Raw genomic sequence first — 26,283 nt, 5'->3', positions numbered from 1 at the left:
CGCCGGTATCTATAGGCAGGCCATGGGCAGAAGATTCTCAGAACTTTCCTGCCCATGGCTTTAGCAATGCACGGATCGAGAGGAAATTGAGATGTTGACAACTAACCAACCACTAGGAATCGATCAATGCACCTGCTCCGCCATGAGAAAGGCTACTCGGCAGATTACCCGTTTCTACGATAGCCACCTGGAGCCAACCGGGCTACGCATCACGCAGTTTTTGACCCTCGCCGCCCTTGAAGAAGCGGGCGGAGCTGCTGTGAACATTCTCGCCGAGCGGCTCGATATCGAGCGGACGGCTATGGGAAAGATGGTCGGCTTTCTTGAGCGCGACGGCTTTGTCACGATGAAGCCGTCTCTCACGGACGGCCGGGTTCGTATCATTGAACTCACAGACCAGGGCCGCCGCCTCCATAAGCAAGCAGAACCCCTCTGGCGAAAGGCGCAGCTGGAATTTGCGCAGCTTAACGGACCTAAAAAAATCCAAGCGTTGCGGCTGGAACTGAACGCCATCGATATCGGGAGTTCGACGGCCGCTTCCGGAGAATAATCCATCTGGCTGGCGGCGACCGAAAACACGACGGAATAATCGTCGCTCGTCGAACGATTGTTCCAATCGGAACCTGCGCAGTTAAACCGGCCATATCGACTCGAGTTTAATGATCGCCTTTGGATACGAACTCGCCAACTCACTCTTGCACAATCAAAGCCCTTGATGGACCCGAAAGCCGAGGCCTTCAGGGGATGGCGTTGGCTGCGAAGTCCGCGAAGGCCTGCTCGACGAGCTCAGCGCTGGCGCCGGAGGCGATGAGGGCCGCCAGCACGATTCTCGCTTGCCCCGGCCGCAGTGTGGAGGAATGAACAGCACCGGCATCGGCAAGATCATGTCCGCCGCCACCGCCGCCATAGCTTGAAACAAGCAATCCATCCGGCACCCGGCTGGAGACCACGACGGGCACGCCGACATCGACACAGCGCCTGACGGCTTCGACTAGACGCGGATTGGCATTGCCCGAGCCGAGAGCCGCCAGAACAATGCCATGGGCGTCGGCCCTGAGGCTCGCGTCCACATGCACGGAGTCACAGCCAGGATAGATCGCCACAACATCGATACGCACGCTGTCGAGCGCTGCCGCAAGGCGCATGCTTGGCGGGTTTTCGAGCGGCCGCGATTGCCGAAAAGCATCTGCAACATCCGACGAATGCTTATAAAGCCCCCAAGCCGGCAGCAGCCGGCCACCGAAACAGACGAGCACGCCGCGCGCTGCATTGACCGGATCGGTAACGGCGGTAACGGCGGCGGCAAGGTTGGCGGGGCCGTCGGCCTTGGGATGATCGGCGGTGAATTGCGCGCCCGTGAACACGACCGGCTTGTTCAACCCATGCTGCAGATGGACGAGCAGCGCTGTCTCTTCCATCGCATCCGTGCCATGCAGGATGACGATGCCACTGACGGCGGCATCGTCAAGCAGCTCACCCACCTTGTCGCTGATGTCCTGCATATCCGCGAGCGTGAGGCTTGCAGAATCCTTCGCCATCAGTTCGATGGGTCTAAGATCGATAGGCATGTCTGGCAGGAACGCCAGCAGGCTTTCTCCCGTCAGAGACGGCGCGCTGGCGCCGTTGCCGGCGCGCTCGCTTGCGATGGTGCCGCCGGTGGCAATGACTGCCACCAGCGGATTTGCATTTGCTGCCGTCACGACTGGCCCCGCTCGGCCGCCAGCCGATGGATGCGGTCGCGCAGCAGATACCAGCCGATAACCAAAGCCGGCGCGATCAGGACGAGGGAAGCGATCGTCCATGTGCCGACCGGATAATCGAGCGCCATCAGCACCAGCACCGCGAAGAGGAAGACCAGCGTCAGGACGCCGGTATAGGGCGCGCCGAACATGCGGAAATCCGGGCGGGCCATCTCGCCGCGCTTCGACAGCTTCCAGAGCTTCAATTGGCACAGCACGATCACGCCCCAGGCGGAGATGATACCGAGCGCCGAGAGGTTGAGCGCAATCTCGAAGGCAGCCGACGGCACCACGGCATTCAGCGCCACGCCGATGACGGTCACGACGGCCGTCACCGCTATGCCGCCATAGGGCACGCCTGCCTTGTTCATCCTGGCAAGTGCTGCCGGCGCCGAGCCGGAAACCGCCATCGAATGCAGGATGCGGCCGGTGGAATAAAGGCCGGCATTGAGCGACGACAGCACGGCCGTCAGCACGACGAGATTCATGATGACATCGGCGCCTTCGATGCCGATCGTCCCGAAGAAGGTCACGAAGGGGCTCTCGCCGGCCTTATAGGCCGTATAGGGCAGCAGCAGCGACAGAAGCAGCACCGAGCCGACATAGAAGATCAGCAGGCGCGCAACCACCGTGCGGATCGCACCCGGCATGATCTTGCGCGGATCTTCCGTTTCACCTGCCGTCGTGCCGATCAGCTCGATCGACGCATAGGCAAAGACCACGCCTTGGATGATGACGAAGGCTGGCAGGATGCCATTCGGGAAGAAGCCGCCGCTGTCGCTGATGATGCTGAAACCGGCCGTATGACCGGCAATCGGCGTGCCGGAGACGACGAAATAGATGCCGATGACGAGGAAACTGGCAAGCGCCAGAACCTTGATCAGGCTGAACCAGAATTCGAGCTCGCCGAAAACCTTGACCGACAGCAGGTTCATGACCAGCACCACCATCAAGGCAATCAGCGCGAAGACCCACTGATCGATGCCAGCGAGCCACGGCACATAGTGCTTGAAGAAATTCATGTAGAGCGCGACGGCCGTCACATCGGCAACCGAGGTCATGGCCCAGTTCAGCCAGTACATCCAGCCGACTGCAAAGGCCATTTTCTCGCCGTAGAACTCGCGGGCATAAGAGACGAAGGAGCCGGAGCTCGGGCGATGCATGATCAATTCGCCGAGCGCACGCAGCACCAGAAAGGCAAAGAAGCCGCAGAGCGCATAGACGAAGATCAGCGCCGGGCCGGCTGCGGCAAGCCGCCCGCCGGCACCAAGGAAAAGACCGGTGCCGATCGCGCCGCCAATAGCGATCATCTGGATCTGGCGCGGCTTCAGGGCCTTGTGGTAGCCAAGGTCCTCATTGGCCGGCGGCTGACGATCCGCGGGTATATTCTGGATGGTTTCGACTGACATTGCTCCTCCCTTGAGCCGTTTGTCCATGGACGGGTCTGGGGTGCTCGTTTGCACCCGACAGGATGCCCTTTCGCTTTAACAAGCCGCCGATCGATGCTGGCGATCGCCGGTCATGCTGTAATGCTGTATGACAGATTTTTCCTCTTAGACATAGAATTTGCCCAAGGTCAACCCGACAGCAGGCTTATTGACGCGGCTCGGCGCAATCGATAACAGATTTCAAATCTGTCATACAGCTTGACAGATATAGCTTGATTTCGACCATAGGAGGATAATGTGGTCAAGACGCGAAGCGAATATGACCTGCTGGGCGAAAAGGATGTTCCGGCCGATGTCTATTGGGGGGTGCATACCGCACGGGCGGTTGAAAACTTCCAGGTAACGGGCACGCCGATCGGGCGTTATACGCATCTCATCCGCGGCCTTGCCTTCGTCAAGGAAGCGGCCGCCCTTGCCAATCACGAGCTTGGCCTGCTTACCAAGGAAAGGTTCGATGCCATCGTGCGCGCCTGCCGCGAAATCCGTGCCGGCGAGCTTCACGAACAGTTCGTCGTCGATGTCATCCAGGGCGGTGCCGGCACCTCGACCAACATGAACGCCAACGAGGTCATCGCCAATCGCGCCCTCGAGCTGCTCGGCCATGCCAAGGGCGACTATGGCCACCTTCATCCGAACGATCACGTCAATCTCAGCCAGTCGACCAACGACGCCTATCCAACGGCTGTCAATGTCGCGGTGATCGAGGCGATCGACGGCCTGGCCGCGGCAATGGAAGTGCTGCGGGATGCCTTCGAGCGCAAGGCCAGGGAATTCGACACGATCCTCAAGGTCGGCCGCACGCAGCTGCAGGACGCCGTGCCGATGACATTGGGACAGGAATTCAGGACCTTCGCCGTCATGCTCGGCGAGGACAGAGCCCGCCTGCTCGAATCGGCCTCCCTCCTGCATGAGGTCAATCTCGGCGCCACCGCCATCGGCACCGGCCTCAATGCGCCAGCCGGCTATGCAGCACTCGCCTGCGCCCATCTGGCCCGGCTGACGGGCCGCCCGCTCGTGACCGCCAGCGACCTCATCGAAGCAACGCAGGATCCCGGCGCCTTCGTCCATCTCTCCGGTGTGCTGAAGCGCGTCGCCGTCAAGCTTTCGAAGACCTGCAACGACCTGCGCCTGCTCTCCTCCGGGCCGCGGGCCGGCATCGGCGAAATCACGCTGCCGGCGATGCAGGCCGGTTCGAGCATCATGCCCGGCAAGGTCAATCCGGTAATCCCGGAAATGGTCAACCAGGTGGCCTTCTCCGTCATCGGCAACGACATCACCGTCACCATGGCCGCGGAAGCCGGCCAGCTGCAGCTCAACGCCTTCGAACCGATCATGGTGCGCGCGCTATCGGAAAGCATCATGCATCTGACCGCGGCCTGCCATATCCTTGCCGAACGCTGCGTCGATGGCATTACCGCCAACCCCGCTCTCATGGCGCAGCGCCTGCAGGAATCGATCGGTCTTGCGACAGCGCTGAACCCGCTGATCGGCTACCAGGCGGCAACCAAGGTTGCCCGCGAGGCACTGGCAACGGGGCGCACCGTACCGGAAATCGTGCTGGACCATGGATATCTGACCGCCGAAGAGCTTTTCGAGGCGCTGCGGCCGGAGCGGCTCGCCAATCTGCCGGCCGCCATCAATGGTGCGGCTGGTCCTCGCCGATGATCGTAGTCACCACACGCTTGACCTGACCGAGATGCGCTTCCATCGCCGCGATGGCCTCTTCTTCCGATCCCGCCGCAATCGCCTCGACGATGCGGCGGTGTTCGACATTCGAAGCCACGCGGCGCTGCGCCATCATGTTGACCAGCTCCGACTGCCGCATCAGCGCATCGCGAGCATCGGCGACGATCTTGCCGAAGACGGCATTTCCGGAGGATTCGGCGATCATCGAGTGGAATTGCGAATCCAGATTGACCCACTTCAGGGGATCTTCTTCCCGGTCCATCTCATCGCAAAGTTCAAGCAGGCGCCCCAGCTGCTGCTCCGTGCGCCGAAGCGCGGCCCAGCCGGCGGCGGGGACTTCGATGAAGGGTCGCGCCTCGATCAGATCCCGCGCGGAATAACCGCCGTAGCGTAGCTCCGAACCGGGTGTCGAGGTCACGACATAGGTGCCGCTGCCGGTGCGGGTCTGAGTAAGGCCGAGCGTCTGCAGCGAACGGAGCGCTTCACGGATGATGGGCCGGCTGACACCATAGCGGGTGGCAAGCTGCGCCTCGGCGGGCAGCCGTGTCCCGACCGCCAACCGTCCCGATGTAATTGCCGAACGAATATCCTCAAACACTGCCTCGGCAGCATTTTTCCGACTGATCGGACTTGTATAAGATAACCAATCAGCCACCTCACTCATGGCGACAAGCCTTCACAAACATTGTTGGCTTGTCAAGGATCGCTCCTGGAATGATGTATGTTTGACAACCGAAAGCCATCCAGGAAATCGCCTTGTGCGGAATGAATGTAGTTGATTCAGACGGGCTCGTTCCTTTGCTCCCGCTTTCGACGATATCTCGCACTTGATGTGCCCTCACCCGTAATTTAGAGAAATCCTTATACCTCTATATGGGAGCTGGATTTGCCCTTACCGCTGTTCGCTTTGTTTCTGGCTGCGTTCGCATTCGGCACCACCGAGTTCGTCATCGCAGGCATTCTCCCGGATGTGGCTCAAGGGTTGGATGTCTCGATCCCGTTTGCCGGCTATCTGGTTTCCGGTTACGCGTTGGGTATTGCAATCGGCGGCCCGCTCCTGACCATGGCGACCCGGCAGGTTCCGCGCCGGACCATTCTGGTCGCTCTTACGATCGCCTTTTGCCTGGGGCAGATTGCTTGCGCACTCGCGCCGGACTTCGCCACCATGCTTCTCTTCCGCATTGCGACCGCCATCGCCCATGGCGCCTATTTCGGCATTGCCATGGTGGTTGCGGTCGGCCTCGTCCCGCAGGCGTTCCGGGGTCGTGCCGTCGCCGTGATACTCGCCGGCCTGACGGTCTCGAACATTATCGGCGTCCCTGTCGGCGCGGCGATCGGCGGACTTTGGGGATGGCGGACGACTTTTTGGGCGATGACTTCGGTCGGCGTCCTCGCATTGGCCGCGATCTGGGCCTTGATCCCACCAACGAAAGCCGAGCTGCAGCCATCCGGCCATTTGAGCCGCGAAGTGCGCGTTCTTGGCCGCCAGCAGGTTTGGACATCCCTCATCATCGTGCTCGCGCTGATGATCGGGCAAATGGTGCCCTTCACCTACATCACGCCTCTTCTGCGCGAAGTGACGGGCCTTGATGCCATGATCATTCCCTGGGTCCTGCTGCTCAATGGCGTCGGAGCAACATTGGGTGTCTTGTTGGGCGGCCGGCTTTCGGATTGGAAGCTGATGCCGTCGCTGATCGTCATGCTCGCCATTCAGGCCGCGATACTCGTCATCCTTTACCTCGTCAGCCCCTATCCCTTGCTGATGACCGTGACGATCTTCATTTGGGGGGCGCTTAATTTCGCGATCGGTGCCCCGGTTCAGGCTCGCATTCTGATGTGGACCGCCGATGCGCCGAGCCTCGCCTCCTCGCTCATCCCCTCAGGCTTCAATATCGGCATTGCGATCGCAGCAAGCGTCGGTGCCGCTCTGCTCGAGGGTGGATATGGCTATCGCAGCCTGCCGGTGCTGGGTGCCGTGGCGCTTGCTCTGGCCTGCGTGGTTGCCATTCTTTCGGCAGCGCACGAAAAACGCGTGGGCGCTATGCCGCCAGCCGCGGTTTTCACGTGATTTCGCATGGCACCCGAATTTGGCGAAATGCGTCGCAGACGGTGGGTGCTTTGAAGCGCAGATCGGCTCTGCGCGATTGGCAAGGCCACTGTTTAGAGCAATGTCGCTGAATCTTCTTTAGGATTGGGCAATGCCATAATGGCCTCATGGGCGGTCTCGGAAAAACCAATAGTATCCGTCGCTGCTGCGGAAAATGAAAGAGACGACATCAAACGAGCGAGAGCAAAATAGACTGTTGAATCCTCATCGCGCCCTTCATCTTCGGCATCGAAGTATTTCTCATCCATCTCAGCGCTTAGTGCATTGAAATCGAAACCTTGTGGCAATTCACCGGCCGCCAAATGCGCCGCAAGCTGGTTATTCTCCAGCAAGACGTACCAGTGGCTTTCAATTCCGCGAGCGCATGCCCGGAATATCTCTTCGAATATTCGTTGGGCATCTTTTGTATCTGAAGCGTGTCGAAAGAGCCGGGCGAGATTTTCATTGACCGTAAATAAACGCATGACAATCACCTTAACGGTGTTGAAATTTCACCGCCAGAGCTCGCGCTTTGCACATATTACGACTAGGGCCGATCATAGAAGCGATAATTTACACTCCACCAGAACTAGCTTCTTGGAAGGTTTGAGACTGCCTGGGTCGCGATCCCTTAACCCATCAAATTTTCTCGAGTTCTTCCGGCCAATATCTTCTGGATTTGATTGTTCCTCCGACCTTCAACAAATACATCGGCTTGTTTTCTTTCTGATGCCAACGGATGCTGGCGACCGTACCGGAATATCCGCTCTCCTTAATGAATGCGCTCTCCTCAACTTCAAAGCGCCAGCACTCTTTTGGCTCGATCATCTTCAGAATATCGCGTCGCACTCTGAAAACTTGGTCGCCACTGCATATCGTGACATATTCCCGATCCTCATCAAAGACTCGGAAAACCACGCCATACGGCCTAAATGCTCGTATGCGTTCGAGATCATCTGGGTCAATCAGCCATTCACCATTCTCTTCGAACCAAGGGCACAATGCCCATATGACGTTATTGTCCATTGAACGGTTTGTATCCTTGAAAATGAGAGCTGAAGCTGCTGTCAGGCCTCGACTTCTGGATATTCGAACTTCGTACTGACGCTGCCATCTTTGTTGATCATCAACGTAAACGCCTGCCAGTCCCCACCCGTATGCGCTTTCATCTTGGCATGTAACTCGGGCACGATAAGCATCGGATTGGTAGCAACGTCGTCAATCAACAGTGCCGAAACTCGCTTACCGTCAATAAAGTACCAAAATTGTTCGTCCACTGCGCGAGATCCGTCTTTCTCCTGAAAGTATCGAAAGCGGCAGGCGATGTCAGAGGACCCTATCGGAGCACTCTTGCGTACCAAGATATAAAGCTTTTCTATGAGCCGCTTTTGTTCCTCAATCGGATTACTCATTGTCCGCCTTCTACCCCGTTTACGAACCGACGTCGAAAACTCTCACCATTGGCGAGGCTGTACCCCCTAATTTCCCTGGTAGGTATCTTTAAATATCACTTTATATTCATCGAGTGATTCAAGGGCGGAATCAATTTCTGGTCTACATTTAGGGGCTTCCCGCCTATAAGCTTCCAAGAGTGCGATGCTGTCTTCGAGACGGTAATTTGTTCGGCACATCCCATAGAAAGTTTCAAACAGGTTCTTTAACCAACGTTTTTCCGCGTGTTTCGCCCTAGAGAATTCTCCAATCAACGTGTCCCCGGAAAATTCAATAGTTCTCCCGTAATAGATTGCCGATAGAACCGCCTTTATGCGTTCCTCTGCACTATTGTCCGTAAGCGAAAGGGTTTCGATTATCTCTTCCTCGCTTCTGCTTTCTGGTGGTTCATACTTCACTTGATCGGCCTTCCTTTTGAAGCGTTTGCAACAGCTACGGCAACGTCCTCGCCTAAACGATCTCCACAGGGCCACGGTCATCCGTCGGCATAGACCATCGCGCAGCTTCGGAGCAGTTGAACGCCACCTTGGAAGGGTCGACTGGTTAACCATCGACGGCCTCTGGAACCAATCCGAACATTCCTTCAGCCGAAGCCGAAGCCGAGGAACAATATTGCGCCACGCCGCACGAACCAGCCATGGCTGCATAACTTAACCGAAACTACCCCCGGCGAACTCGGCGCGGTTTACCTTGTCTACACCGAATTCTCGGGCTGCCAGAACGTCAAACATACCCCATATTCATCGAGCAGATCGTCTGCCACCTCGAACTCAAACGTTCGATGAGGAAAGCATTCAAACAGAGCTATCTTCCAATATCGAACAAGCTGCTGCGCGAAGACATGACACAACTGATAATCTTTATCTGTCAAGCCAACCCGAGAAACCGAATTCTCAGAGGTATCCTCCCATTTTGAAAAAAATTGGCTGACAGAAAAGTTGTTTTGGTAGCGCTCTACGTCTATGCGCTGAGAGCTCGGTTGCAACTGCCCTGTTTCGGTTACCATTAATCCGACAAGACGAAGCCCACTGGTAGCATCCGCCGAGGCTTTCGCACGCCAAAAGACGTGATTCTCATGTTCGATAAAATCAGGAGAAAGTATTCCAAAAACCGCTAGCGCTTGCTCTACGGATACGAGATTTCCAACATAGCTAAAGAATTCATCTGAGCCGGTGCCTGAAGTAAACAAGCCCAAGATTTCTTTAGAGATTTTCCCTTTATAAACGTCCATTATTTCAACCCTAGATCTTCCAAGATGGATTGTGGAACATTTCCTTCAAAAACCTTGGTGTCATTTCCTTTTTTGGGAATCCACTTTCCATTCGGCGCTTGGTTCCATTCGACAACCTTAATTCTCGCTCCAGAGACATCATACAAGGCCCTTCCATCGGGGCCATACACTACAGCATGACCGTTGCCGAGATTAGCATATGAATTTGGCAATTGATCTTGAAGCGGATATTGAACTGAGCCTCTCGAACCTGTGACAGAGACGTTGGTTTGGGTAAGGCCTCTGGAGAAATTTAAGTCAATCGTATTACCTGCGGAGTCTGTCAGAAACCTCGGTGCGCTTTTCGGTGTATTGGCCCCCGTTGTTACGGTGCCCTCGGTGCTATTGTTACCACCTCTAATAAGGCCTTCCAGCCCAAGTGAGGCTCCGGCAATAACAAGCGCGGCAATGTTATCATAGCCAATCTGCTTCCAGGCTTCGGCAACAGATGGTCGATATTGTTCAAGCAGCGCTATGATATCTTTTCGCTCATCGTAGATCGCCCGCTTCAAATCACGATTTGCCGTCTCATCGAAATGGCCGCTGAGAATTTCGTTCTCAATATCGCGGTAGCCGCTGTCCGGCAGGTTCATGAATAATGTCGAAAGATAATCCGGTGAAACGTAGTATTCTGCGGCGATCAGCGCTCGTGTCACAGCTGAAACACAAGCTGATCCCTTTGGTGCGGCATCGCAGGCTGCCTTAAGTTGGCGATCAGTCTCCTGATCCTCTTGATTGTACTGATCGACCATCGACTGATAGTTTGCGATCTGCGCAGCACTGCAGGTCCCGCTTTCCCTGCATTCTTCAAGTTTGGCTTTCGCAACGACGCGCGATCGTGCCTTGTTTTGCGCAAGATAGTTGAACTGATAGTTCGCGGCTCCATAAGCAGCACCTTCTCCACCGCCAACAACTCCTCCGACCGTGGCGCTGAGGCTGGCTCCGACCAGTGCGGCAAGCGTCTGCTTGTCTTGATCGGAGAGGGTGCTGTCCTTGAGCATGCCCTTGACGAGATTATCGATCGCTGGCGCTAGTAATGTTGTTGTCGCGCCACCAAGAGCACCCTTCAGAGCGCCCTCCCAGCCGTTCACCCCACCAAGCAGGCCTGCGCCAATGGCGTGTAACAACGCCCGACCCGCACCGCCCTCTTCCCAATAGGCCGCGTCCTCAGGGTGCCCGGCTGCGAGGGCCTGTCCTTCGAATTGGTCCGCAATGGTCGCCACCAACCCAGCCATGGTGGCTTGCGCCGCCTGCAAATCCGCCTGGGTCTTGTACTGATCCCGCAGAATGTTCTGCAGATCCGGCAGACCGGGCAGCGAGGTATTGGTGTTGTCCGTGTCGCGGCGGATCGTGCCGATGTCCTGCGTCTGGTGCGCGGGATCGGTGATCGTGATGCCGATATTGCCGCCGATGGCCGAATAGGCCTTGCCGGTCTCCTTCTCGCCGGCCTTGACCGGCGGAGCGATAGTTAGCCCCCCAGTGCCGATCCCGCCCCCATAGGTTTCGGCCTTCCAGGTCGAATGAGTGTCGATATCCGCAACCGTCAGGGTGCCGGTGAAGAAGGAGTTTTTGTCCGCCGTCGCCTGGCTGGTAATCAGCCCGCCGATAACTGACGTCTGGCCGCTGACATCGATGTTGAGGCCGCCGGTGCGTGCATGAATGCCCGATTGTTCGGAGACGAGCACCGCATCGCCCTTGGCCTTCTGCACAGTGCCGGAGACGCCGGTGTTTCCAAAGCCGATCTGACCGGAGACATTGAACTGATCGGCCTTGGCCTTCTGCGTATCCAGCTGGCTCTCGATCGTCAGCGAGCGGGCATCGATGCCAACCGAATTGCCGGCGACCGTCGCCCCCTTCAGCGCGAGATCATTGGTGGCGATGGTGACATCGCCGGTGCCGTTCACATGTGTGTTCGTGTGGTTGGTGCCGGAGGTTTGGGAACCACCCTTGCCGTAGGAGGCGTTGACCCCGACACTGGTCTCCTGGCAACCACCCTTGGTACTGCAGCCGAAGTTGACGCCAATGCCGGCGCTCCAGGAGTCGTTGGAACTCGACGAATCCGACGTGCCCGCGGCAGCGTTGAGGTTGATGTCGCCATTCGCTGCTGACAGGAAGATGTCGCCGGTCAGCGCATCTCCTGGAATCGTGGGTATGCCGTTCTTGTCGTAACCGGCCAGGATCTGCGCGCCATCGCTGGTGATGGAACCCTTCTCGGCCTCCATGGTGATCGAGCGGCCCGCGCGAATATCCGTCACGACCGGGGTCGAAGACGACGAAGACCAGCTATTTTCCTGATGGCTCACGCCAGCGTTGATGCCGATGCTGAAGGAAAGGCCCTTGGCGATGTCGGGATCGTTGCTGGTAAGCCCCTCATATGCGCCCTTCAGTCCCTTGTAGCCCTCGTAGAAGCCAAGTCCAGCAATAGCGGTGTTGGTCACCGCATTGACGCCGCCGCTGTCCGACAGCCGTTCGGCCGAGTTCATGATGCTTTGGGCAGCCTTGCCGACCTGGCTTGTCACCGAGAGGGTAACGCCGGCAAAGGTCTTCTCGTGTACTTCCTGGTAGTTGGTGACGTCATTGGCCGACAGCAGATTGATGTCCTTGCCGGCAAACAGAGTGACGTCGCGCTCAGCCGAAGCGCTGGTTGCCTGCAGGTTGACGTTGTTGCCCGCCGAGATGTTGAGGTCACGCTCGGCCGAAAGCTTGGAGACCGCATTGGTGTCGGATTGTTGCGCCTTGCTGTCCTTCGTCGACTGCGCGCCAATGCCGATCGAGAAGCCGCCGTTGCCGGCGGAAAGAGCGAGACCGAAGCCGGACTTCTTCTGCTCTTCGGATTGCGACGAGCTCTCGGCTCCCGGTGTCACATTGACGTCTCGGGCCGCCGACAGGTTGATGTCCCGCTCGGCGCTGACCGACGAGCCCATGATGTTGAGATCGGTCGCCCTTGCCGTCAGGTTGACGTCTTGACCGGCCGAAAGCGTCGAGCCGACATTGTCCGTGGAGGATTGCTGGCCTTGCTTTTCGTTCTTGCCGTAGAGCGAGATGAAGCCGCCGCCGGAGCCGACGAAGAGGCCGGAATCCTTGCGCTGGCTATCGGACTGGTGGTTCTCCTGCGCGCCGATGATGGAGACGCTTTCGCCGGAAATATTCAGCGAGCCATCGGCATTGACCTTCGAGCCGACAATGGCGGCCGCCTTGCCGGCATCGAGATTGACGTCGCCCGAGGCTGAAAGCTGCGACCCGATGGTGGTCTCGTTATAGCCGTCGTAGCTTGAGCTGCCGCTGCGCAGGAAGCCCTTGCGCTTGGCGCTGTCGTTCTCCGTCTCGGTGTCCTTGCCGGCCGTCACGATCAGATTGCCACCGGTCTGGACAGCAAGATCGGCGGTATGCGTGGCGTCGCCCGCCGTCACCTTGGAGGCCGAGACCGTGGTGTCGCCGCCTGAAATGATCGTCACACCATCCTTGCCGGAAAGTGCCGAGCCAGCCGCGGTCGTGGTCTCCAGATGGCCGGAGGCATTCTCCTTCGTCGAACCAAAGAAGCCGCTCTTCTTGCTGGAGCTCTTGACATCCAGGGTTGCGCTATCGGTCGCCTCGGCGATGGTGACGTTTTTATCCGCCTGCAGGCCGAGCTTCCCGTCGGCGGCCATGGTCGAACCGATGACGTTGATGTCGTCCTTGGATTTCGCGACGAGATCGCCACCAGCCGTAATGGTCGAGCCATTGTGCGACAGCTCGGACGAGGAGTTTTTGCCGAATGTCGAGTTCGACTGGTTCTGCGACGTGGTGACGTTGATGTCACCGTTGGAGGTCAGGCCAACATCACCCTTGGCCGTCAGGTCCGAGCCCGAGATCAGAATACCGGTATTGGCATTGACCCCAGCGTCACCGCTTGCGGTGATCGCGAGGTTGCCGCCAGCCGAGAGCTGCGAGGCTTGCTGATCGGTACCTGATGTCTTGGTGTAGCCATCATCCGTCTTGCGAGCGAGATCGGTCGAAACGATGTTGACCGCACCATCCGTGGCCTTGAGTTTGAGATCGCCACCGGCCTTGGCGGAGGAACCTATAACGTTGATGTCATTGTTGGCAGCGATGGTGAGGTTGCCACCGGCGGTGACGCGCGCGCCAGTCGCATTCTCAGCGCGATTGCCCGCAATCGTCGCGGGCTGGCCATTATTGTCGACCTTGACAGCAGCAAGGTTGACATTGTTGCCGGAAAGCTGGGCTGCGCCACCTGCGGCGATCTTGGTGCCCTGCAAACTCAATGTGCCGCCCGCGGCGACCTGCAGGTTGCCGCCGACCGACACGCCGGCATTGGTGTTGACGACATTCTGGCCGCCGAGGGTCATCGTCTGTGCGGCAAGGGTAATGCCATTTGTGGCATTGAGGTTCATGTTGCCGCCGGCCAGGAAGGTGCCGCCATTGGCCTTGATCTCGGTGGCATTGATGGTCATGCCATCCGCTGCGGCAATCGCACCGGAATTGTTGACGGAGCCGGCATCGATGTTAACGCTGTTGCCGGCGATGACGGCGCCGCCGCCGTTGACCTTCGCCTTATCGGCGGCCGAGAGATAGACGACCGGCACCAGCACCTGCGCGCCGTCGACGATCTCAGTCTGATAGATCACCATCGACTGGGTCAGCGATGCCGCCTGCTGCGGCGTCAGTGCTTGCCCGAGAGCAAGCCCGTTCGCCTCGGCATAAGCGACGCCGTTGTCGAGCAGCGTCTTCATCTGGTCGGTGGCATTGTTGCCGGGGATGAAGGACCCCGCGCCAAGACCATCGCCCACCAGTTGCCGCATCTGTTCGTCTACGAGCTGATTGTCGAAATAGGCGTCGCCGAGGAAGGGAACCTTGGTCTCGGGCGTATAGCCGACGCGGTCGATGAAATAACTCGAGCCGTAGAACTTCGACACATCGAGGAAAGCCGCCCGTGTCTCGAACAGGAAGACCTGGCCCGGCACGGTGCCGCCAACGCCGCCTGATTGCGGCTTGGCAAGCGAGGCGAGTTCCGCGCCATTGACCTGCAGTACCTGGGCAAGGTTGCCGCTGTTGCCGAGAGCAGCGGTGAGCTTGCCCATCAGGCTGTTCGGATTGATCGCAGCGCCGCCGGTCGTCAGGGTGCCCGAGCTGATCGAAGGGCCGCTCGCAAGCGTCACACCGTTGCTGCTCACCGAAGCACCGACGGCTGCCGTCAGGCCGCTGCCGTTGACCGTCGGGCCGCTACCGATCGTCGCGCTGCCACCTGCCAGCGATGGGCCACTACCGACGCTGGCGCCGCCATTTGAGGCGACACTGCTCAGTGCGGCATTGACATTGAACAAAGCGCCGCCGGCCGTCATGCCGTTAAGGGCGGACAAAGGATCGTTCGATGTCGAAGGCGCACTGACGGCCGCGCCGCCGCCCGTCGAACCGAGCGACGTATTGTTGACCGTACCAAAATTGAGGCTCAGGGCGCCGGCCGCCTTGAGCGTGCCAGCCGCGCCGCCGATAACCTGCGATCCCGACACGATCGACGTGCCGTTGGCGATATTGCGGGAAGGATCGGCCGTGCCATCGGCGTTGTAGGCCGAGCACGCGCTTTGAGCGCTACAGGTCAGCGTCGTGGTGCGATTGAGAACGACGCCTTCGTTGGTGAGCGTCGATCCCTTGAGCGTCGCACCACCGCCGGCCTCGATCCGGCTGTAGGAGTTGGTGAGGTTGGTGGCATCGACTGTGAGATTGCCGCCGGCGCGGATCACTGCCTCGGGGCTGAGCGCACTGGTGAAGCGGTCTTCATAAACCGACTGCGATATGTTGGACGTCGGATCCCAAGTGTAGGTCGTACTGGTGTCCGAACCGCTGCGGATGACTTCATCGACAATGAAATAGCGTGACGGATTGTTGGGATCGAGAATGGGATTGCCATTGGCATCCTTGGGAACGCGAGCCTTGATCCAGTCGAAGATCGGCCGCACTTCCGTCGGGCCACTGCCGCTGACCCAGGTCCAGGCGTGATAGGAGGTGCCGTCGGCAAGCGTTGCGACCGAATACAACAGCGGCTGATAGTCAGAAAACTATCCCGGATCGACCCCCGCATAAAGCTGGAACATGTTCTGGTCGGTCGATTCCAGATAGGCGAAGGGTTGGCCCGCGACCGCTGGATTAAGCACGAAGGTGCCGACGGCAGCACCAGAGGAGACCAACTGACCCGTCACCCAGGTCGGCGTCGTCGATCGCCTGTTGGTGAGATTGTTGGTCAGGATCGACATGTCACCATCGGACTGAATAAGACCGGACACATTGGTGACTGCCGCATTGCGCTGACCGGCGGTCGCTCCCTGGATGCTCAACCCACCATTGGCGACGATAGCGCCCTGATCGTTGGTCAACGTGCCGCCGACGAAGAGATTGGCATTGTTGCCGGCAAAGACGAGGCCGGACGGACTGTTGTAGAAGTCGCCAGCGACGTTGAACGTGAGATTGTTGCCGGCGGCAAGCTGGCCGGTGTTGCCGAGCGACGGCAGGGTGAGCGTCAGGTCATGCGCGGCAAGCAGCGATGTATTGGCGGTGGTGATGAGACCCGCGGCGGAGATGGCGATGTCGCCGGAACCGCCGGCATTGGTGACGGTACTGACCTCGGCATTGGAGAGATCGGCATTGCCGGAGAGATTAAGGGCAAGGCCACCGAAGACGAGATTGCTGCCGGAAAGATTGGCCGAAGAGCCGTTGACAATCAACGTACCGCCGCCGGAAATCCGGCTACCCCTGCTGCCGGAAAGATCGACGGCAGCGGTATTGAGCGTCAGATTGCCGCCGACACGGGTGGTGTTGGCATAGGCGATGGCACCAGGCGCGGTGAGCGTGGCAGTGCCGAGGCTCTGCAGGCTGTTGTAGCCGATGTTCTGCGTCGCCGTGGCGGCAAGATCGCCGCCCGAAAGCAGGGAATTGGCGCCAATGCTGCCGTTTGAGGCTGACAGCGTCATCGCACCAGTGCGCTGCAGCATCAGGCTGCCGCCGGCCGCAGCATTGGTGGCGGCGAAATCGACGCCGGCGACCAGCGTGTCGATCGTCATCGATCGGGCGGACAGATTGGCGTTGCGGCTGGCAAGCGATTGGCCGGTGAGCGTGATCGCATTCCCCGCTGTGAGCGACAGATCGCCATGGGAAACCGCGTTGGCGCTGACATTGTTCGCCGCGTTGGCGGTGATGCTGCCGGCCGCCATCAGGCTGTTGACGGTTGCATCGCCGGACGTCGCCTTCAGGGTGAGATCGCCGGCGCGATTGCCTGCAATCGTCGCGGCCTGACCGAGAACGATATTGCCGGTCGCCGATTGGCTGGTCGCGGCAAAATCGACGCCGGCGACGATGACATTGCCGCTGATGCCCGATCCGATGATCGAGACGTCACTTGCGCCGAGAAGCTGGCCGTTGATCGCGACCGCACCGGGACTTGCGGACGAGCCGATCGCGACGGTGCCATGGCCTGTGATGTTGCCGCCCGTAAAGGCGCTTGCCGCCACGTTGAGGTTGCCTGCGACGATCAGCGTACCGGCCGATGCACTTCCAGCGTTAATGGTGAGATCGCCGCTTGATCCGAGAGCGATGGCGCCGTTTGACGATCGTGCGCTGGCGGCAAAATCGACGCCCGTGACGGCCTGATTGATCTGGACGGTCGAACCGGACAGCAAGACATCGCCGGCACCGAGAAGTTGGCCGGTCACGTTGACACTACTGCTGCCGGCAAGGGTGATATCGCCATGTCCGGTAACAGCATTGGCGCTGATCGTGCCGCCGCTGACGTCGATTGCGCCGGCCGACACCATGGTCTGCGTGGTGATGCCAGCGGAAGCGGTCAGATTCATATCCCCGGACGATCCGAGCACAATGCCGCCGCCGGCATTGGTAACAGCGAAATCGATGCCGGAGATCAGCGTTGGCGCACGGATGCTGCCGCCATTGATCGCGAGGTCGCCTGCGGCCAGGATCTGGTTGCTCACATCAATGCGACCGCTTGCGGTCGTCGTGGCGACATTGCCGGCAATGCCGGCGTTACCGCTAGCGGTAATCGCGACCTTGCCGTGACTGGTGATGCTGTCGGCGCTGAGGTTTGCCGCCCGTGCCGTGACATCGCCGGCCGACAGGATCGTGCCGGCCGTGATGTTGCCGGAGGCCGTCAGGCTGGTCTTGCCGGATTGCGCCAGCACGATAGCGCCGCCGGCGGCGTTGGTGGCGGCAAAGTCGATGCCGGAGATCAGCGTCGGTGCGCTGATGCTGCCGCCATTGATCGCAAGATTGCCTGCGGCCAGAATCTGGTTGCTGACATCGACATTGCCGAGAATGCCAGCGTTACCGCTAGCGGTAATCGCGACATTGCCGTGGCTGGTTACGCTGCCGGCCTCAAGATTGGCCGCGTTTGCCGTGATATCGCCGGCCGACAGGATTGTGCCGGCCGTGGCATTGCCGGAGACGGTAAGATCCGTCGCGCCGGACCCTCCAAGCACGATGTTGCCGCCGGCAGCGTTGGTGGCGGCAAAATCGACGCCGGAGGCCAGAAGTCCGGCGTTGAGGCTGGCGCCATCGATCGAGAGTTTGCCTGATGACAGCACCTGGCCGGTGACATTGACGCGACCATTTGCCTTCAGGTCGGTGCTGCCATGGCTGGTGATGCTACTTGCCGTCAGATCGATCGCTTGTGCGGTCAGATTGCCCGCCGACAACAGCGTGCCGATGGTGAGATTGCCGGTCGAGGCCAGCGACACATCGCCACTTGATGTCTGGACGATGTTGCCGTTGGCGGCGGCCGTGCCGATGAAGTCGACACCGGAGACGATGGCGCCGGCCGCGATGCTCGGGCCTGAGACGCTGATGTTTCCGCCACCAAGGACTTGGCCATTGACGGTGGTCGTACCGGAAAGCGTGATATCCTTGTGCCCGGTGACAGTATCGGCCGTCACGCTGGCGGCGTTGACGTTGGTCGCACCGGCGACTTCCACAGTCGATGCAGAGAATCCGCCACTGAGCCGGGCGGTCAGGTCCCCGGCCTGGCCAAGAACGATATTGCCACCGGATGCATCCGTGGCGGTAAAGTCGATACCGGCGACCACAGACTGCGCCGACAGGCTTTGACCGGTAATCAGGACATTGCCCGCACCGAGAATCTGTCCAGAAACATCCACGCGACCGCTTGCGGCCGTCGTGTTGGTCGCGCCGTTGAGCGCGATAGCCCCATGCGCTGTGACTGCATTCGCGTTCACGGCTGCGCCGCTGGCCGAAAGAGCCCCTGCTGACAGCAGTGTGCCGGTGTCGATATTACCGGCGGAGGCAAGTGTCAGATCGCCGCTGTTGGCCAGCATGATATTGCCGTTGGAAGCAGCGGTTCTGGCGAAATCCACGCCGGAGACGATGGCGCCGGCCTTGATGCTCTGCCCGGAGACACCAATGTTGCCGCCGCCGAGGACCTGATGAGTGACATTTACACCGCCAGTCGAGCCGGAAAGGCTGATATCCTTATGAGCGGTGATGACATCGGCAGTGATAGACGCGCCGCTGGCGTCGACGGTTCCGGCGGACTGTACGGACGATGCCGCAATGCCACCACTGACGGCGACGTTCAGGTCACCTGCCGGACCAAGCACGATGTTGCCGCCACTGGCGTTGGTCGCATGGAAGTCGATACCGGAGACGATGGTTTGAGCGGTGAGGCTCTGACCGGTGATCGATATGTTGCCAGAGCCGAGGATCTGATCCGTGATGCTGATGGCACCACCGAGCATCATGTCGCCATGGGCGGTCATGCTGCCCGCGCTAACGGTCGAAGCATTGGCCGTGAGATTGCCAGCCGACAATAGCGTGCCGGCGTTGATATTGCCTGACGCAGCAAGGCTCAGGTCGCCGCTGCCTGCCAGCACGATGTTGCCATTGGCGGCAGCCGTCCCCAGGAAATCGACGCCGGAGACGATGGTGCCTGCCTGAATGCGCGAGCCGGAGATCGCGACGTCCCCACCGCCGAGGACCTGATGGGTCACATCAACGCCACCGGCCGTGCCGGAAAGGCTGATGTCCTTATGACCGGTGATCGCATCGGCGCTGATCGTCGCACCGCTGGCGTTGATGCTGCCGGCGGCCTGTATGATCGGTGCGGCGATAGACCCGCTGACCGAAATCGTGAGGTCACCATTCGCTCCAAGCGCAATATTGCCGCCGGCCGCATTTGTGGCAGAGAAGTCAAGGCCGGCGACGATAGTCTGCGCAGACAGGCTCTGGCCGGAGATCAAGACGTTGCCGGAGCCGAGAATCTGGCCGCTAACGGTGGTGGCACCGTTCAGCGTCAGCGCGCCATGTGCGGAGACGTTGTCGCCGGTGATCGTCGCGCCGCTCGCATTGAGCTCGCCGGCAGACAGCAGCGTGCCCACCTTGAGCTGGTCGGACGCCGTCAATGACAGATTGCCGGTCCCGGCGGCGGTCGGGCTGAGGACGATGCTGCCGCCTGCGGCATTGGTGGCGGCGATGTCGACGCCGGAGACAACAGCGCCCGCCTGGATGCCGGAGCCGGAAATGCCGACATTGCCGCCGCCAAGGACCTGGCCGCTGACATTTACAAGACCGCTGCCGGCCGCCACGCTGGTGGCGCCTGAAAGCGCAATATCCTTATGGCCGGTGATCGTATCGGCGGTGATGGTCCGGCCAGTCGCGCTGATCGTACCGGCTGCGAGGATCGTCCCTGCGTTGATCGCGCCGGCGCCGTCGCTGATGATCAGGTCACCGCTACCCGCCACCACGATATTACCATTGGCCTTGGTCGCGGCGAAGTCGACGCCGGAAGCGAGGAGACCGGCGCTGACGCCGTTTGCATTGCCGTTGATAGTGATATTGCCCGCGCTGAGCAATTGGTTGGCGACATTGACGCCGCCGGCGATGCCGATGGTCCCATGGCTCGTGATATTATTTGCCTGCAACAGGGCAGCCTGAGCAGTCAGGTCGCCAGCCGACAGCAGCGTGCCGACAGCAATGGTGCCGGCCCCGGCCGTCAGATCGAGTGTGCCGGACGAACCGAGGACGATGTTGCCACCTGCGGCATCGGTGGCGGCAAAGTCGACGCCGGAGACGATCGTCGTTGCCTGTATGCCCTGGCCATTGATGGAGACGGCACCTGAGGCTAAGAGCTGACCAGAAACATTGGTGGCGGCATTGATGCTGGCAGCAGCATGTGCCGTGACGTTCTGGGCTGTCAGCGACATCGCATTGATCGCGACATTGCCGGAGGACAGCAGACTTGCGGTATTAACCGCACCGCCGCTTGTCGTCAATTGCAGGTCGGCGGCGCCGGCAAGGACAGTCTTGCCGTTTGCCTGGGTGGCGGCGATATCGAGTCCGGAGGCGGTCGCGCCCGTTGCGATCGACCGTCCGGTGGCGGCGATCCTGCCTTGACTAAAGACCGTGCCGGAAACGGCAATATCGAGGCCGGCGTTGAGGCCGATATTGCTGTAGCTCAGAAGTGATCCGGCCGAGATCGCGCCGGACGTGGCGACGATCGACAATGCGCCGCCGCTCGTGGCAGCACCCGTCAGGCCGATATTGCCGGCCGAGGCCGACAGCGTTGCCGTGCCGCCGGCCGTCACATTGGCGGCGGCGATGCCGCCCGCAGACGTCATTGCGAGATTGGTGGCACTGTTGACGTCACCAGCAATACTTAGCAGACCGGTTCCGCTCGATAAGGCGACATCATTGTCGGCGGCAACCGACTGCAGGGTGATGCCTTGATCGGCCTGGGCGGTGACCTTTTGCTTCGAGGTCACCTTGGCCGCCATCACCTTCTGTTTCGAGGTGATGGTGACGCCATCGCGTCCCGACGCATTGCCGATCGAGATCTTGCCATCGGCCGATAGTATCAGTTCGCCGGCATTGGCGGCCATGTCGCCGCTCATCTTGACGCCGGCACCCTTCTCGGTGACGACGACCTTGATGCGATCGGCCTGCATGGCGCCGAGTGCCGTGCCGTCGATCGCGTATTCCGGCGTGCCTGACGTGGCGGTGAGTGCCGTCGCTTCGCCGGTGGCATAATTGTATTGGCTGGCGCCGCCCGTCAGCCGGATGGTTTTGCCGTAGACCGGTGCGTTGACATGGATATTGCGGGAGACCACGTCGAACAGGTCGACGGCGCCGGGGGCGGCTGCAAAATTGCCCCCCGCCCCTTCGAAGGTCACGTCGCCGCCATTGACGGTGAAGCCGGTAAGCCGGCCGTCGGCGCCGATATTCGGCACACCGGTCGTCAGGGTGGCATGCGGCGTGTTGATGAAGCCGCAGCCCGAGCACGTAATGCCGTTCGGGTTCGCGATCACCACATCGGCCCTGCCGCCGAACACTTCCGTCGGGCCATTGAGTGCGGAACGATTGCCTGATGTGACTTCGTTAAGGATGACCGAGGCCGGGCCGGAATTCCTCAAATTGGGATTGCCAGGTGTGGCGCCGCCGAGGTTCGAGGTGCCGACTTCGCCGTTGAAGTTATTAAGGATGAGACCGGGCGTGCCAACGTTGAAGTTGTCGTATTTGTTGTGAGACAGGCCCGTGCCATTCGGCGTGACGATATCGATCAACGGCACGCCGTTCGGTGCAGTCCCCACACCCGGCTGGTTGGCTGCTGGCGCCGTGGTGCTTGCCGATACCGACTGAGCATTTGCGATCGCCGGCTGCAGGAATAGAAGTGCGCTGAGAGTCACCGCGAGCAACTGATGGGCAAGGCGTGCCAGTCGCGACAGGAAGCTGCTATCCGCTCCGATGCGTCCGGTGACATTCGTCGATCCATGCAACATGATCTTCTTGCTCATTGTGCGCCTTCACTGCTGCTTCGCGAGCGGATAATCTCGCCCCGGTTGTGGGAGGTCGCCGACAGCGAGACCATGGTCGCAGGACCGAAGTCAATTTCGGCTTGTGGTTGAGGTAAAGCTATTCCAAACAAAATATGTCGGTTGTGATGGTCATTGCGGCAGAATCCCTGCCGCAATGAGGTCTGGCGTTACTTCTTCGTCAGCAACCACTGCTTGGTGTTTTTTGTGAACGAATCGGAGAGACGCTGAGCCATCACCTCCGGCGATCCAGAGGTCTGCATTGCATTGATCGCTACGGCGACAATCACACCATATCCGCTGCCGCGCATGGAAAGGTCCTCCCCATGGATGTTCTGCGCTGCCGCGATCAGCTCGCCCGTCTTGGCATTCTCCAGTCGAACCGTTCCGTCTATGCGGCTGTCATGGCCTCCGATGACGCGGGCCTTCTTGGTACTGACGTCAAAGACATGAAGCGTGACGACCAAGCGACCCGGAATAGGTCCGCCTGGCAGGCCGATCAGCTGCTTCGTCATCGTGGTGCGAAGCACGCGGATTGCGTCCGTAAGCTCCTGCTGTGCAAGCTTCTGATCTGCTTCCGGAAATGCCGACAGATCCGGCGTCGTCTCAACACGGATTTCACGAACCGAGGTTCGCTGGAGAGCAGCGACAAGCCGCGGATCGGTCGTTACGCAGGAACTGAGTACTGTCATCAGAATTATAGCGATGCCGCCAAACATGTATCGCATTAGTTGAGCCCCCATGATGCCAGTTTCGGACGTCGAGCGGATATGCATCGTCATACCTCAACCGTCTCTCTTGGCCGGCTTCGTCTTCACGCTGCCGTCGAGCTTCTTGTAGAGATCACCCAACTGCGATGTCGGCGCCGGGCACTTTCTCGAACGGGCAAGGTCCGTCAGCACCTGATTGCGATTGCGCAATGCGTCGATCTCGATCTTCTCCGGCGATTTGGGATCCATGAAGAACAGGGCCGGCCAGAACAAAAGAACACCGGTAGCTCCCAAAATCACGTTCTTGCCCTGCGCCTGCGAACGTTCCTTCACGGTCGAAAGGATCTGCCGTTCGTTAGCTGTGAACTCGCGGGATGTTCCACCGCAATCGATCCCGCTATCGCCGGCACCGGTCGATGCGATCGGATGCGCCTCACGGCCACCACAGCTCGAAAGCACGATCGCGAAACAAACAAGCGCCGCAAAAGAAGGCGACACCACGGATACTCTCTTATCTTTCCGCCCGATTAAGCTCATGATTTCCTCTAGATATACAATCACCATTTCACCGACGTACTGACGAACAGAAGTCCGGCCTCATGCCGATCGACCGTGCCGCCCACTACATCCGAATAACCCATGTCAAAATTCACGTGCCCGCCGGCGAGCTTGGCGCCCACCGTCCAGCCGAGCATGTCACCACCCTCGATGCGATAGCGCGCTTGGCGTGCGATCCGTCCATAATCGAGGCCGACATAAGGCCGGAACTCACCAAGGATCTTGGCAAGATCTGCATTGTCGGCGAAGGGCTGCGTGCGCCAGACGAGATCGTTGCGGATGAAGAAGCCGTTATTGCCGAACAGCATCGTCTCGCGCGTACCGCGCACCGAGGAGTAGCCGCCGACCGAGATCTGCTCGGCCCCGAACAGGTTGTCAGGCGAATATTGTCCGGTGATGAGCGAATTGATCTCGAAGCGCTGGTCGGCAAGCTCAAACGGCTTCGTCACGGTGATCGTGCCTGACAATTTCGAAAAGCGAGGATCTGCATCCCCTGCTCCGGCATCACCGGGGGCGACCGCATCGAAGAGGTTCAGCCCCTGGCTATAGGAAAGGTCGAAAACCCAGAGACCGCCCAGCATGCGGCGCGAATGCGAGATGCCAAGATCGCCGACCGTATATTTGCGGCTGCCGACTTCTATTCTGTTGCCGAGGAGGAAATTGTTGGTTTCCTTATAGGTCAATCCGCTGTTGAAGGTGGTGATCGAATCCTTATCGCGGAAAATCACCCGATCGGCGCCGATCCCAACCTGTTTGGAATCGCCTGAAGTATCGAGCGGCCCGAAGTTCCCTGGAACCGTACTGTCGTATTCGTACCAGGAGCCGTTCGCCGAGAACGTCCAGTAACCGTAGGGCACGCTGACATTGCCGGAATAGCTGTTGCTCTTGCCCAGGCCGTCGTCTCGCCACGGATAATCCGGGCCGCTATGCTCGTATGAAAAGTTCCATTGGTCGTTGATGCCGAACAGATTGTCATAGCCGATCGAGGCCGAGGACTTGGAGTATCCCGTCTGCTCTTGACCGAGATTGCTGTTGCCGAAGGAAAGATGCCAGGGATGATCCGGCTTGTTCTCGATATTGAGGATCGAGGTCCCATCCGTCTTTCCCGGCAGCATCGCGGTCTTGGCATTGTTGGAGGTCAGGCGGTTGATCTGGTCGAGACCCTGCTCGATGTCGCGCAGATTGGTGATCTTGCCCTTCATGCCGGGAAAGGCCGTGGCGATCATACCCGAACCCATTGCACCGGAATCTGGCGCCGGCTTGCCGTTGATGTAGATATCGGCAAGCGTGCCTTCGACCGCGACAAGGCGCAGCACCTTCGTCCCGGCAATATCCTGCGCCGGCACATAGACGCGGGAGCTCACGAATCCCTTGTCGAGATAAAGATGCGTCAGGTCCCGCAACAGACCGTTGATCTCACCGACGCCGACACAGCGGTTCGCATAAGGTGCGGTGATCTTGTCGACGACATTGGCCGAAAACTGCCTGACGCCTTCGACCTCGACATGGGTGATCGCAAAACAGGGGCCAACCTTTTTGCCATCAGCAGTCGCGGGCTGCTGGGCTTCCACCGCAGATGGCTTCGGCGTCATTTCACCCAGGGCCTTCAGGCGCTGCTGCTCGGCCTCCTGAGCCTGCCGGCGCGCGAAGTCGTCATTGGGCGCCGATGGAGTTATTTGCGCCATTGCGGGCGAGACGACAAAAACCACCGCCAGCAGAGCGCTGGCGGCCAGATCGAGACCGTACCGAGCGGCAGCGGATCGCCGGGCAGATTTCATAAATGCGCCTACCCGGTCAGTTGGAAGCGGTCTTCTGCAGCGCATCGAGCGCCGCCGGCAATCCCTTCAGGGAAAATTTGATATTGACCTTCTGGCCATTCATCATCTGGACGTGGCCGGTGCCATCGGACGCCTTGGTGAGCGCCGCGACCATCTTGGCGTCCAGCTTCTGCTGCGACCAGCAGCCGGTCTGGTTGCAGTTACGGTAGGCCAACTGCACCACAGGCTTCTCGGCAGCATCGATGCCAAGACCTGCGGGAATGTACATGTTGAGCGGTACGAGCGCCGTCAGCACGAGGTCGTTTGCCGGCTGCTTTGCCGCCTTCTTGTTCGATGGAGCCGGTGCATCCGTCGCCTTGGCGATCGCCAGCGTCAGGACGTTGACGTCCTGATCGCCCTGCTTGACCGTGGCAATCTGCGCCACTTCACAATGCGTTGATGTCGAGCCGTCGGCCGCCTTGCCGTCGATGCAGCGATAATACCAATCGTCGAACTTCTGCACCCGCGCCTGCGGAGCCGGCTGTTGTTCGCTTGCCGCGGGAGCGGGAGTTTGCGCGGCACTTGTATTGGAAGGCGCATTTGCGGCTGGTGCAGGCTGCTCTTGTGCCAGCCCGGAGGATGCAACAAATGCAGTCGACAGAACCGCAACGGCTGCCAGAGTCTTGATGGAAAACGCCTTAGTCGCGAGAGACATTCATAACTTCCCAAAGTCAAAGCCATTCGCTTGCGCAAGGC

Annotated in this window: 16 protein-coding genes and 2 pseudogenes; 3 read left to right on the top strand and 15 right to left on the bottom strand. The window is 59.6% G+C overall.

What is annotated here, in order from left to right:
- The first annotated feature begins 91 nt into the window (after positions 1–91).
- The gene (locus HGP16_RS23035) at positions 92–550 is read left to right on the top strand and encodes a MarR family winged helix-turn-helix transcriptional regulator (RefSeq protein ID WP_168842312.1); all 459 of its coding nucleotides are present in this window, start codon (positions 92–94) and stop codon (positions 548–550) included.
- Between the two features lie 187 nt (positions 551–737).
- Here HGP16_RS23035 and HGP16_RS23030 read toward each other — a convergent pair whose 3' ends face one another.
- Together HGP16_RS23030 and HGP16_RS23025 are read right to left on the bottom strand one after the other, a co-directional pair.
- Positions 738–1,700 (bottom strand): asparaginase, encoded by a 963-nt coding sequence (locus HGP16_RS23030; RefSeq protein WP_312862889.1) that lies wholly within the window; start codon positions 1,698–1,700, stop codon positions 738–740.
- On the bottom strand, positions 1,697–3,148 hold the full coding sequence (locus HGP16_RS23025) for an amino acid permease (protein WP_168842310.1): 1,452 nt from the start codon (positions 3,146–3,148) through the stop codon (positions 1,697–1,699). Before HGP16_RS23025 ends, HGP16_RS23030 begins: the two co-directional genes overlap by 4 nt.
- A 276-nt stretch (positions 3,149–3,424) precedes the next feature.
- On the opposite strand from HGP16_RS23025, the gene HGP16_RS23020 reads away from it, so the two are divergent.
- Positions 3,425–4,852, top strand: a complete 1,428-nt coding sequence (locus HGP16_RS23020; RefSeq protein ID WP_168842309.1) for an aspartate ammonia-lyase — start codon at positions 3,425–3,427, stop codon at positions 4,850–4,852.
- Here HGP16_RS23020 and HGP16_RS23015 read toward each other — a convergent pair.
- A complete protein-coding gene (locus HGP16_RS23015; RefSeq protein WP_168842308.1) occupies positions 4,824–5,537 on the bottom strand; it encodes a FadR/GntR family transcriptional regulator in 714 nt (237 codons plus the stop codon). The genes HGP16_RS23020 and HGP16_RS23015 overlap by 29 nt on opposite strands.
- Before the next feature lie 222 nt (positions 5,538–5,759).
- Between HGP16_RS23015 and HGP16_RS23010 the strand changes: the two genes are divergently transcribed.
- Positions 5,760–6,941, top strand: coding sequence for an MFS transporter (locus HGP16_RS23010; protein WP_168842307.1), 1,182 nt, complete (start codon positions 5,760–5,762; stop codon positions 6,939–6,941).
- Positions 6,942–7,033: 92 nt separating this feature from the next.
- Here HGP16_RS23010 and HGP16_RS23005 read toward each other — a convergent pair whose 3' ends face one another.
- The 12 genes and pseudogenes from HGP16_RS23005 to HGP16_RS22955 all read right to left on the bottom strand — a co-directional run bounded on the left by HGP16_RS23005 (position 7,034) and on the right by HGP16_RS22955 (position 26,242).
- On the bottom strand, positions 7,034–7,444 hold the full coding sequence (locus HGP16_RS23005) for a hypothetical protein (protein WP_168842306.1): 411 nt from the start codon (positions 7,442–7,444) through the stop codon (positions 7,034–7,036).
- 154 nt (positions 7,445–7,598) lie between these two features.
- Positions 7,599–7,985, bottom strand: coding sequence for a DUF6960 family protein (locus tag HGP16_RS23000; protein WP_168842305.1), 387 nt, complete (start codon positions 7,983–7,985; stop codon positions 7,599–7,601).
- Positions 7,986–8,026: 41 nt separating this feature from the next.
- Positions 8,027–8,371 carry a hypothetical protein gene (locus HGP16_RS22995; protein ID WP_168842304.1) on the bottom strand — a complete coding sequence of 115 codons (345 nt, stop codon included), beginning with the start codon at positions 8,369–8,371 and terminating at the stop codon, positions 8,027–8,029.
- Positions 8,372–8,437: 66 nt separating this feature from the next.
- The gene (locus tag HGP16_RS22990) at positions 8,438–8,809 is read right to left on the bottom strand and encodes a hypothetical protein (protein ID WP_168842303.1); all 372 of its coding nucleotides are present in this window, start codon (positions 8,807–8,809) and stop codon (positions 8,438–8,440) included.
- A 296-nt stretch (positions 8,810–9,105) separates the two neighbouring features.
- Positions 9,106–9,642, bottom strand: a complete 537-nt coding sequence (locus HGP16_RS22985; protein ID WP_168842302.1) for a hypothetical protein — start codon at positions 9,640–9,642, stop codon at positions 9,106–9,108.
- 889 nt (positions 9,643–10,531) lie between these two features.
- Positions 10,532–14,750, bottom strand: a pseudogene (locus tag HGP16_RS22980) (beta strand repeat-containing protein); the annotation flags it as partial.
- Positions 14,751–14,978: 228 nt separating this feature from the next.
- Positions 14,979–15,170, bottom strand: a pseudogene (locus tag HGP16_RS34740) (hypothetical protein); the annotation flags it as partial.
- 564 nt (positions 15,171–15,734) lie between these two features.
- A complete protein-coding gene (locus HGP16_RS22975; protein ID WP_246703380.1) occupies positions 15,735–22,484 on the bottom strand; it encodes a filamentous hemagglutinin N-terminal domain-containing protein in 6,750 nt (2,249 codons plus the stop codon).
- A gap of 188 nt (positions 22,485–22,672) precedes the next feature.
- A complete protein-coding gene (locus HGP16_RS22970; RefSeq protein WP_168842301.1) occupies positions 22,673–23,230 on the bottom strand; it encodes a hypothetical protein in 558 nt (185 codons plus the stop codon).
- A gap of 57 nt (positions 23,231–23,287) precedes the next feature.
- Complete coding sequence (locus HGP16_RS22965; protein ID WP_168842300.1) at positions 23,288–23,749, bottom strand: hypothetical protein; 462 nt, start codon at positions 23,747–23,749, stop codon at positions 23,288–23,290.
- Positions 23,750–23,769: 20 nt separating this feature from the next.
- Positions 23,770–25,548 carry a ShlB/FhaC/HecB family hemolysin secretion/activation protein gene (locus HGP16_RS22960; RefSeq protein ID WP_168842299.1) on the bottom strand — a complete coding sequence of 593 codons (1,779 nt, stop codon included), beginning with the start codon at positions 25,546–25,548 and terminating at the stop codon, positions 23,770–23,772.
- A 16-nt stretch (positions 25,549–25,564) separates the two neighbouring features.
- Positions 25,565–26,242, bottom strand: coding sequence for an invasion associated locus B family protein (locus HGP16_RS22955; protein ID WP_168842298.1), 678 nt, complete (start codon positions 26,240–26,242; stop codon positions 25,565–25,567).
- Positions 26,243–26,283: the final 41 nt, after the last annotated feature.

Origin of the sequence: Rhizobium sp. P40RR-XXII (assembly GCF_012641405.1) — a bacterium.
Taxonomy (GTDB): domain Bacteria; phylum Pseudomonadota; class Alphaproteobacteria; order Rhizobiales; family Rhizobiaceae; genus Rhizobium.
The sequence above is the reverse complement of the archived record's forward strand: the minus strand, read 5'-3'. Positions and strand labels throughout refer to the sequence as shown.

Coding starts and splice junctions, on each gene's coding strand:
- HGP16_RS22955 (WP_168842298.1), bottom strand. CDS start 26,242: ATGTCTCTCGCGACTAAGGCGTTTTCCATCAAGACTCTGGCAGCCGTT.
- HGP16_RS23000 (WP_168842305.1), bottom strand. CDS start 7,985: ATGGACAATAACGTCATATGGGCATTGTGCCCTTGGTTCGAAGAGAAT.
- HGP16_RS22995 (WP_168842304.1), bottom strand. CDS start 8,371: ATGAGTAATCCGATTGAGGAACAAAAGCGGCTCATAGAAAAGCTTTAT.
- HGP16_RS23025 (WP_168842310.1), bottom strand. CDS start 3,148: ATGTCAGTCGAAACCATCCAGAATATACCCGCGGATCGTCAGCCGCCG.
- HGP16_RS22970 (WP_168842301.1), bottom strand. CDS start 23,230: ATGCGATACATGTTTGGCGGCATCGCTATAATTCTGATGACAGTACTC.
- HGP16_RS22960 (WP_168842299.1), bottom strand. CDS start 25,548: ATGAAATCTGCCCGGCGATCCGCTGCCGCTCGGTACGGTCTCGATCTG.
- HGP16_RS23015 (WP_168842308.1), bottom strand. CDS start 5,537: ATGAGTGAGGTGGCTGATTGGTTATCTTATACAAGTCCGATCAGTCGG.
- HGP16_RS22985 (WP_168842302.1), bottom strand. CDS start 9,642: ATGGACGTTTATAAAGGGAAAATCTCTAAAGAAATCTTGGGCTTGTTT.
- HGP16_RS23005 (WP_168842306.1), bottom strand. CDS start 7,444: ATGCGTTTATTTACGGTCAATGAAAATCTCGCCCGGCTCTTTCGACAC.
- HGP16_RS22965 (WP_168842300.1), bottom strand. CDS start 23,749: ATGAGCTTAATCGGGCGGAAAGATAAGAGAGTATCCGTGGTGTCGCCT.
- HGP16_RS23035 (WP_168842312.1), top strand. CDS start 92: ATGTTGACAACTAACCAACCACTAGGAATCGATCAATGCACCTGCTCC.
- HGP16_RS22975 (WP_246703380.1), bottom strand. CDS start 22,484: ATGAGCAAGAAGATCATGTTGCATGGATCGACGAATGTCACCGGACGC.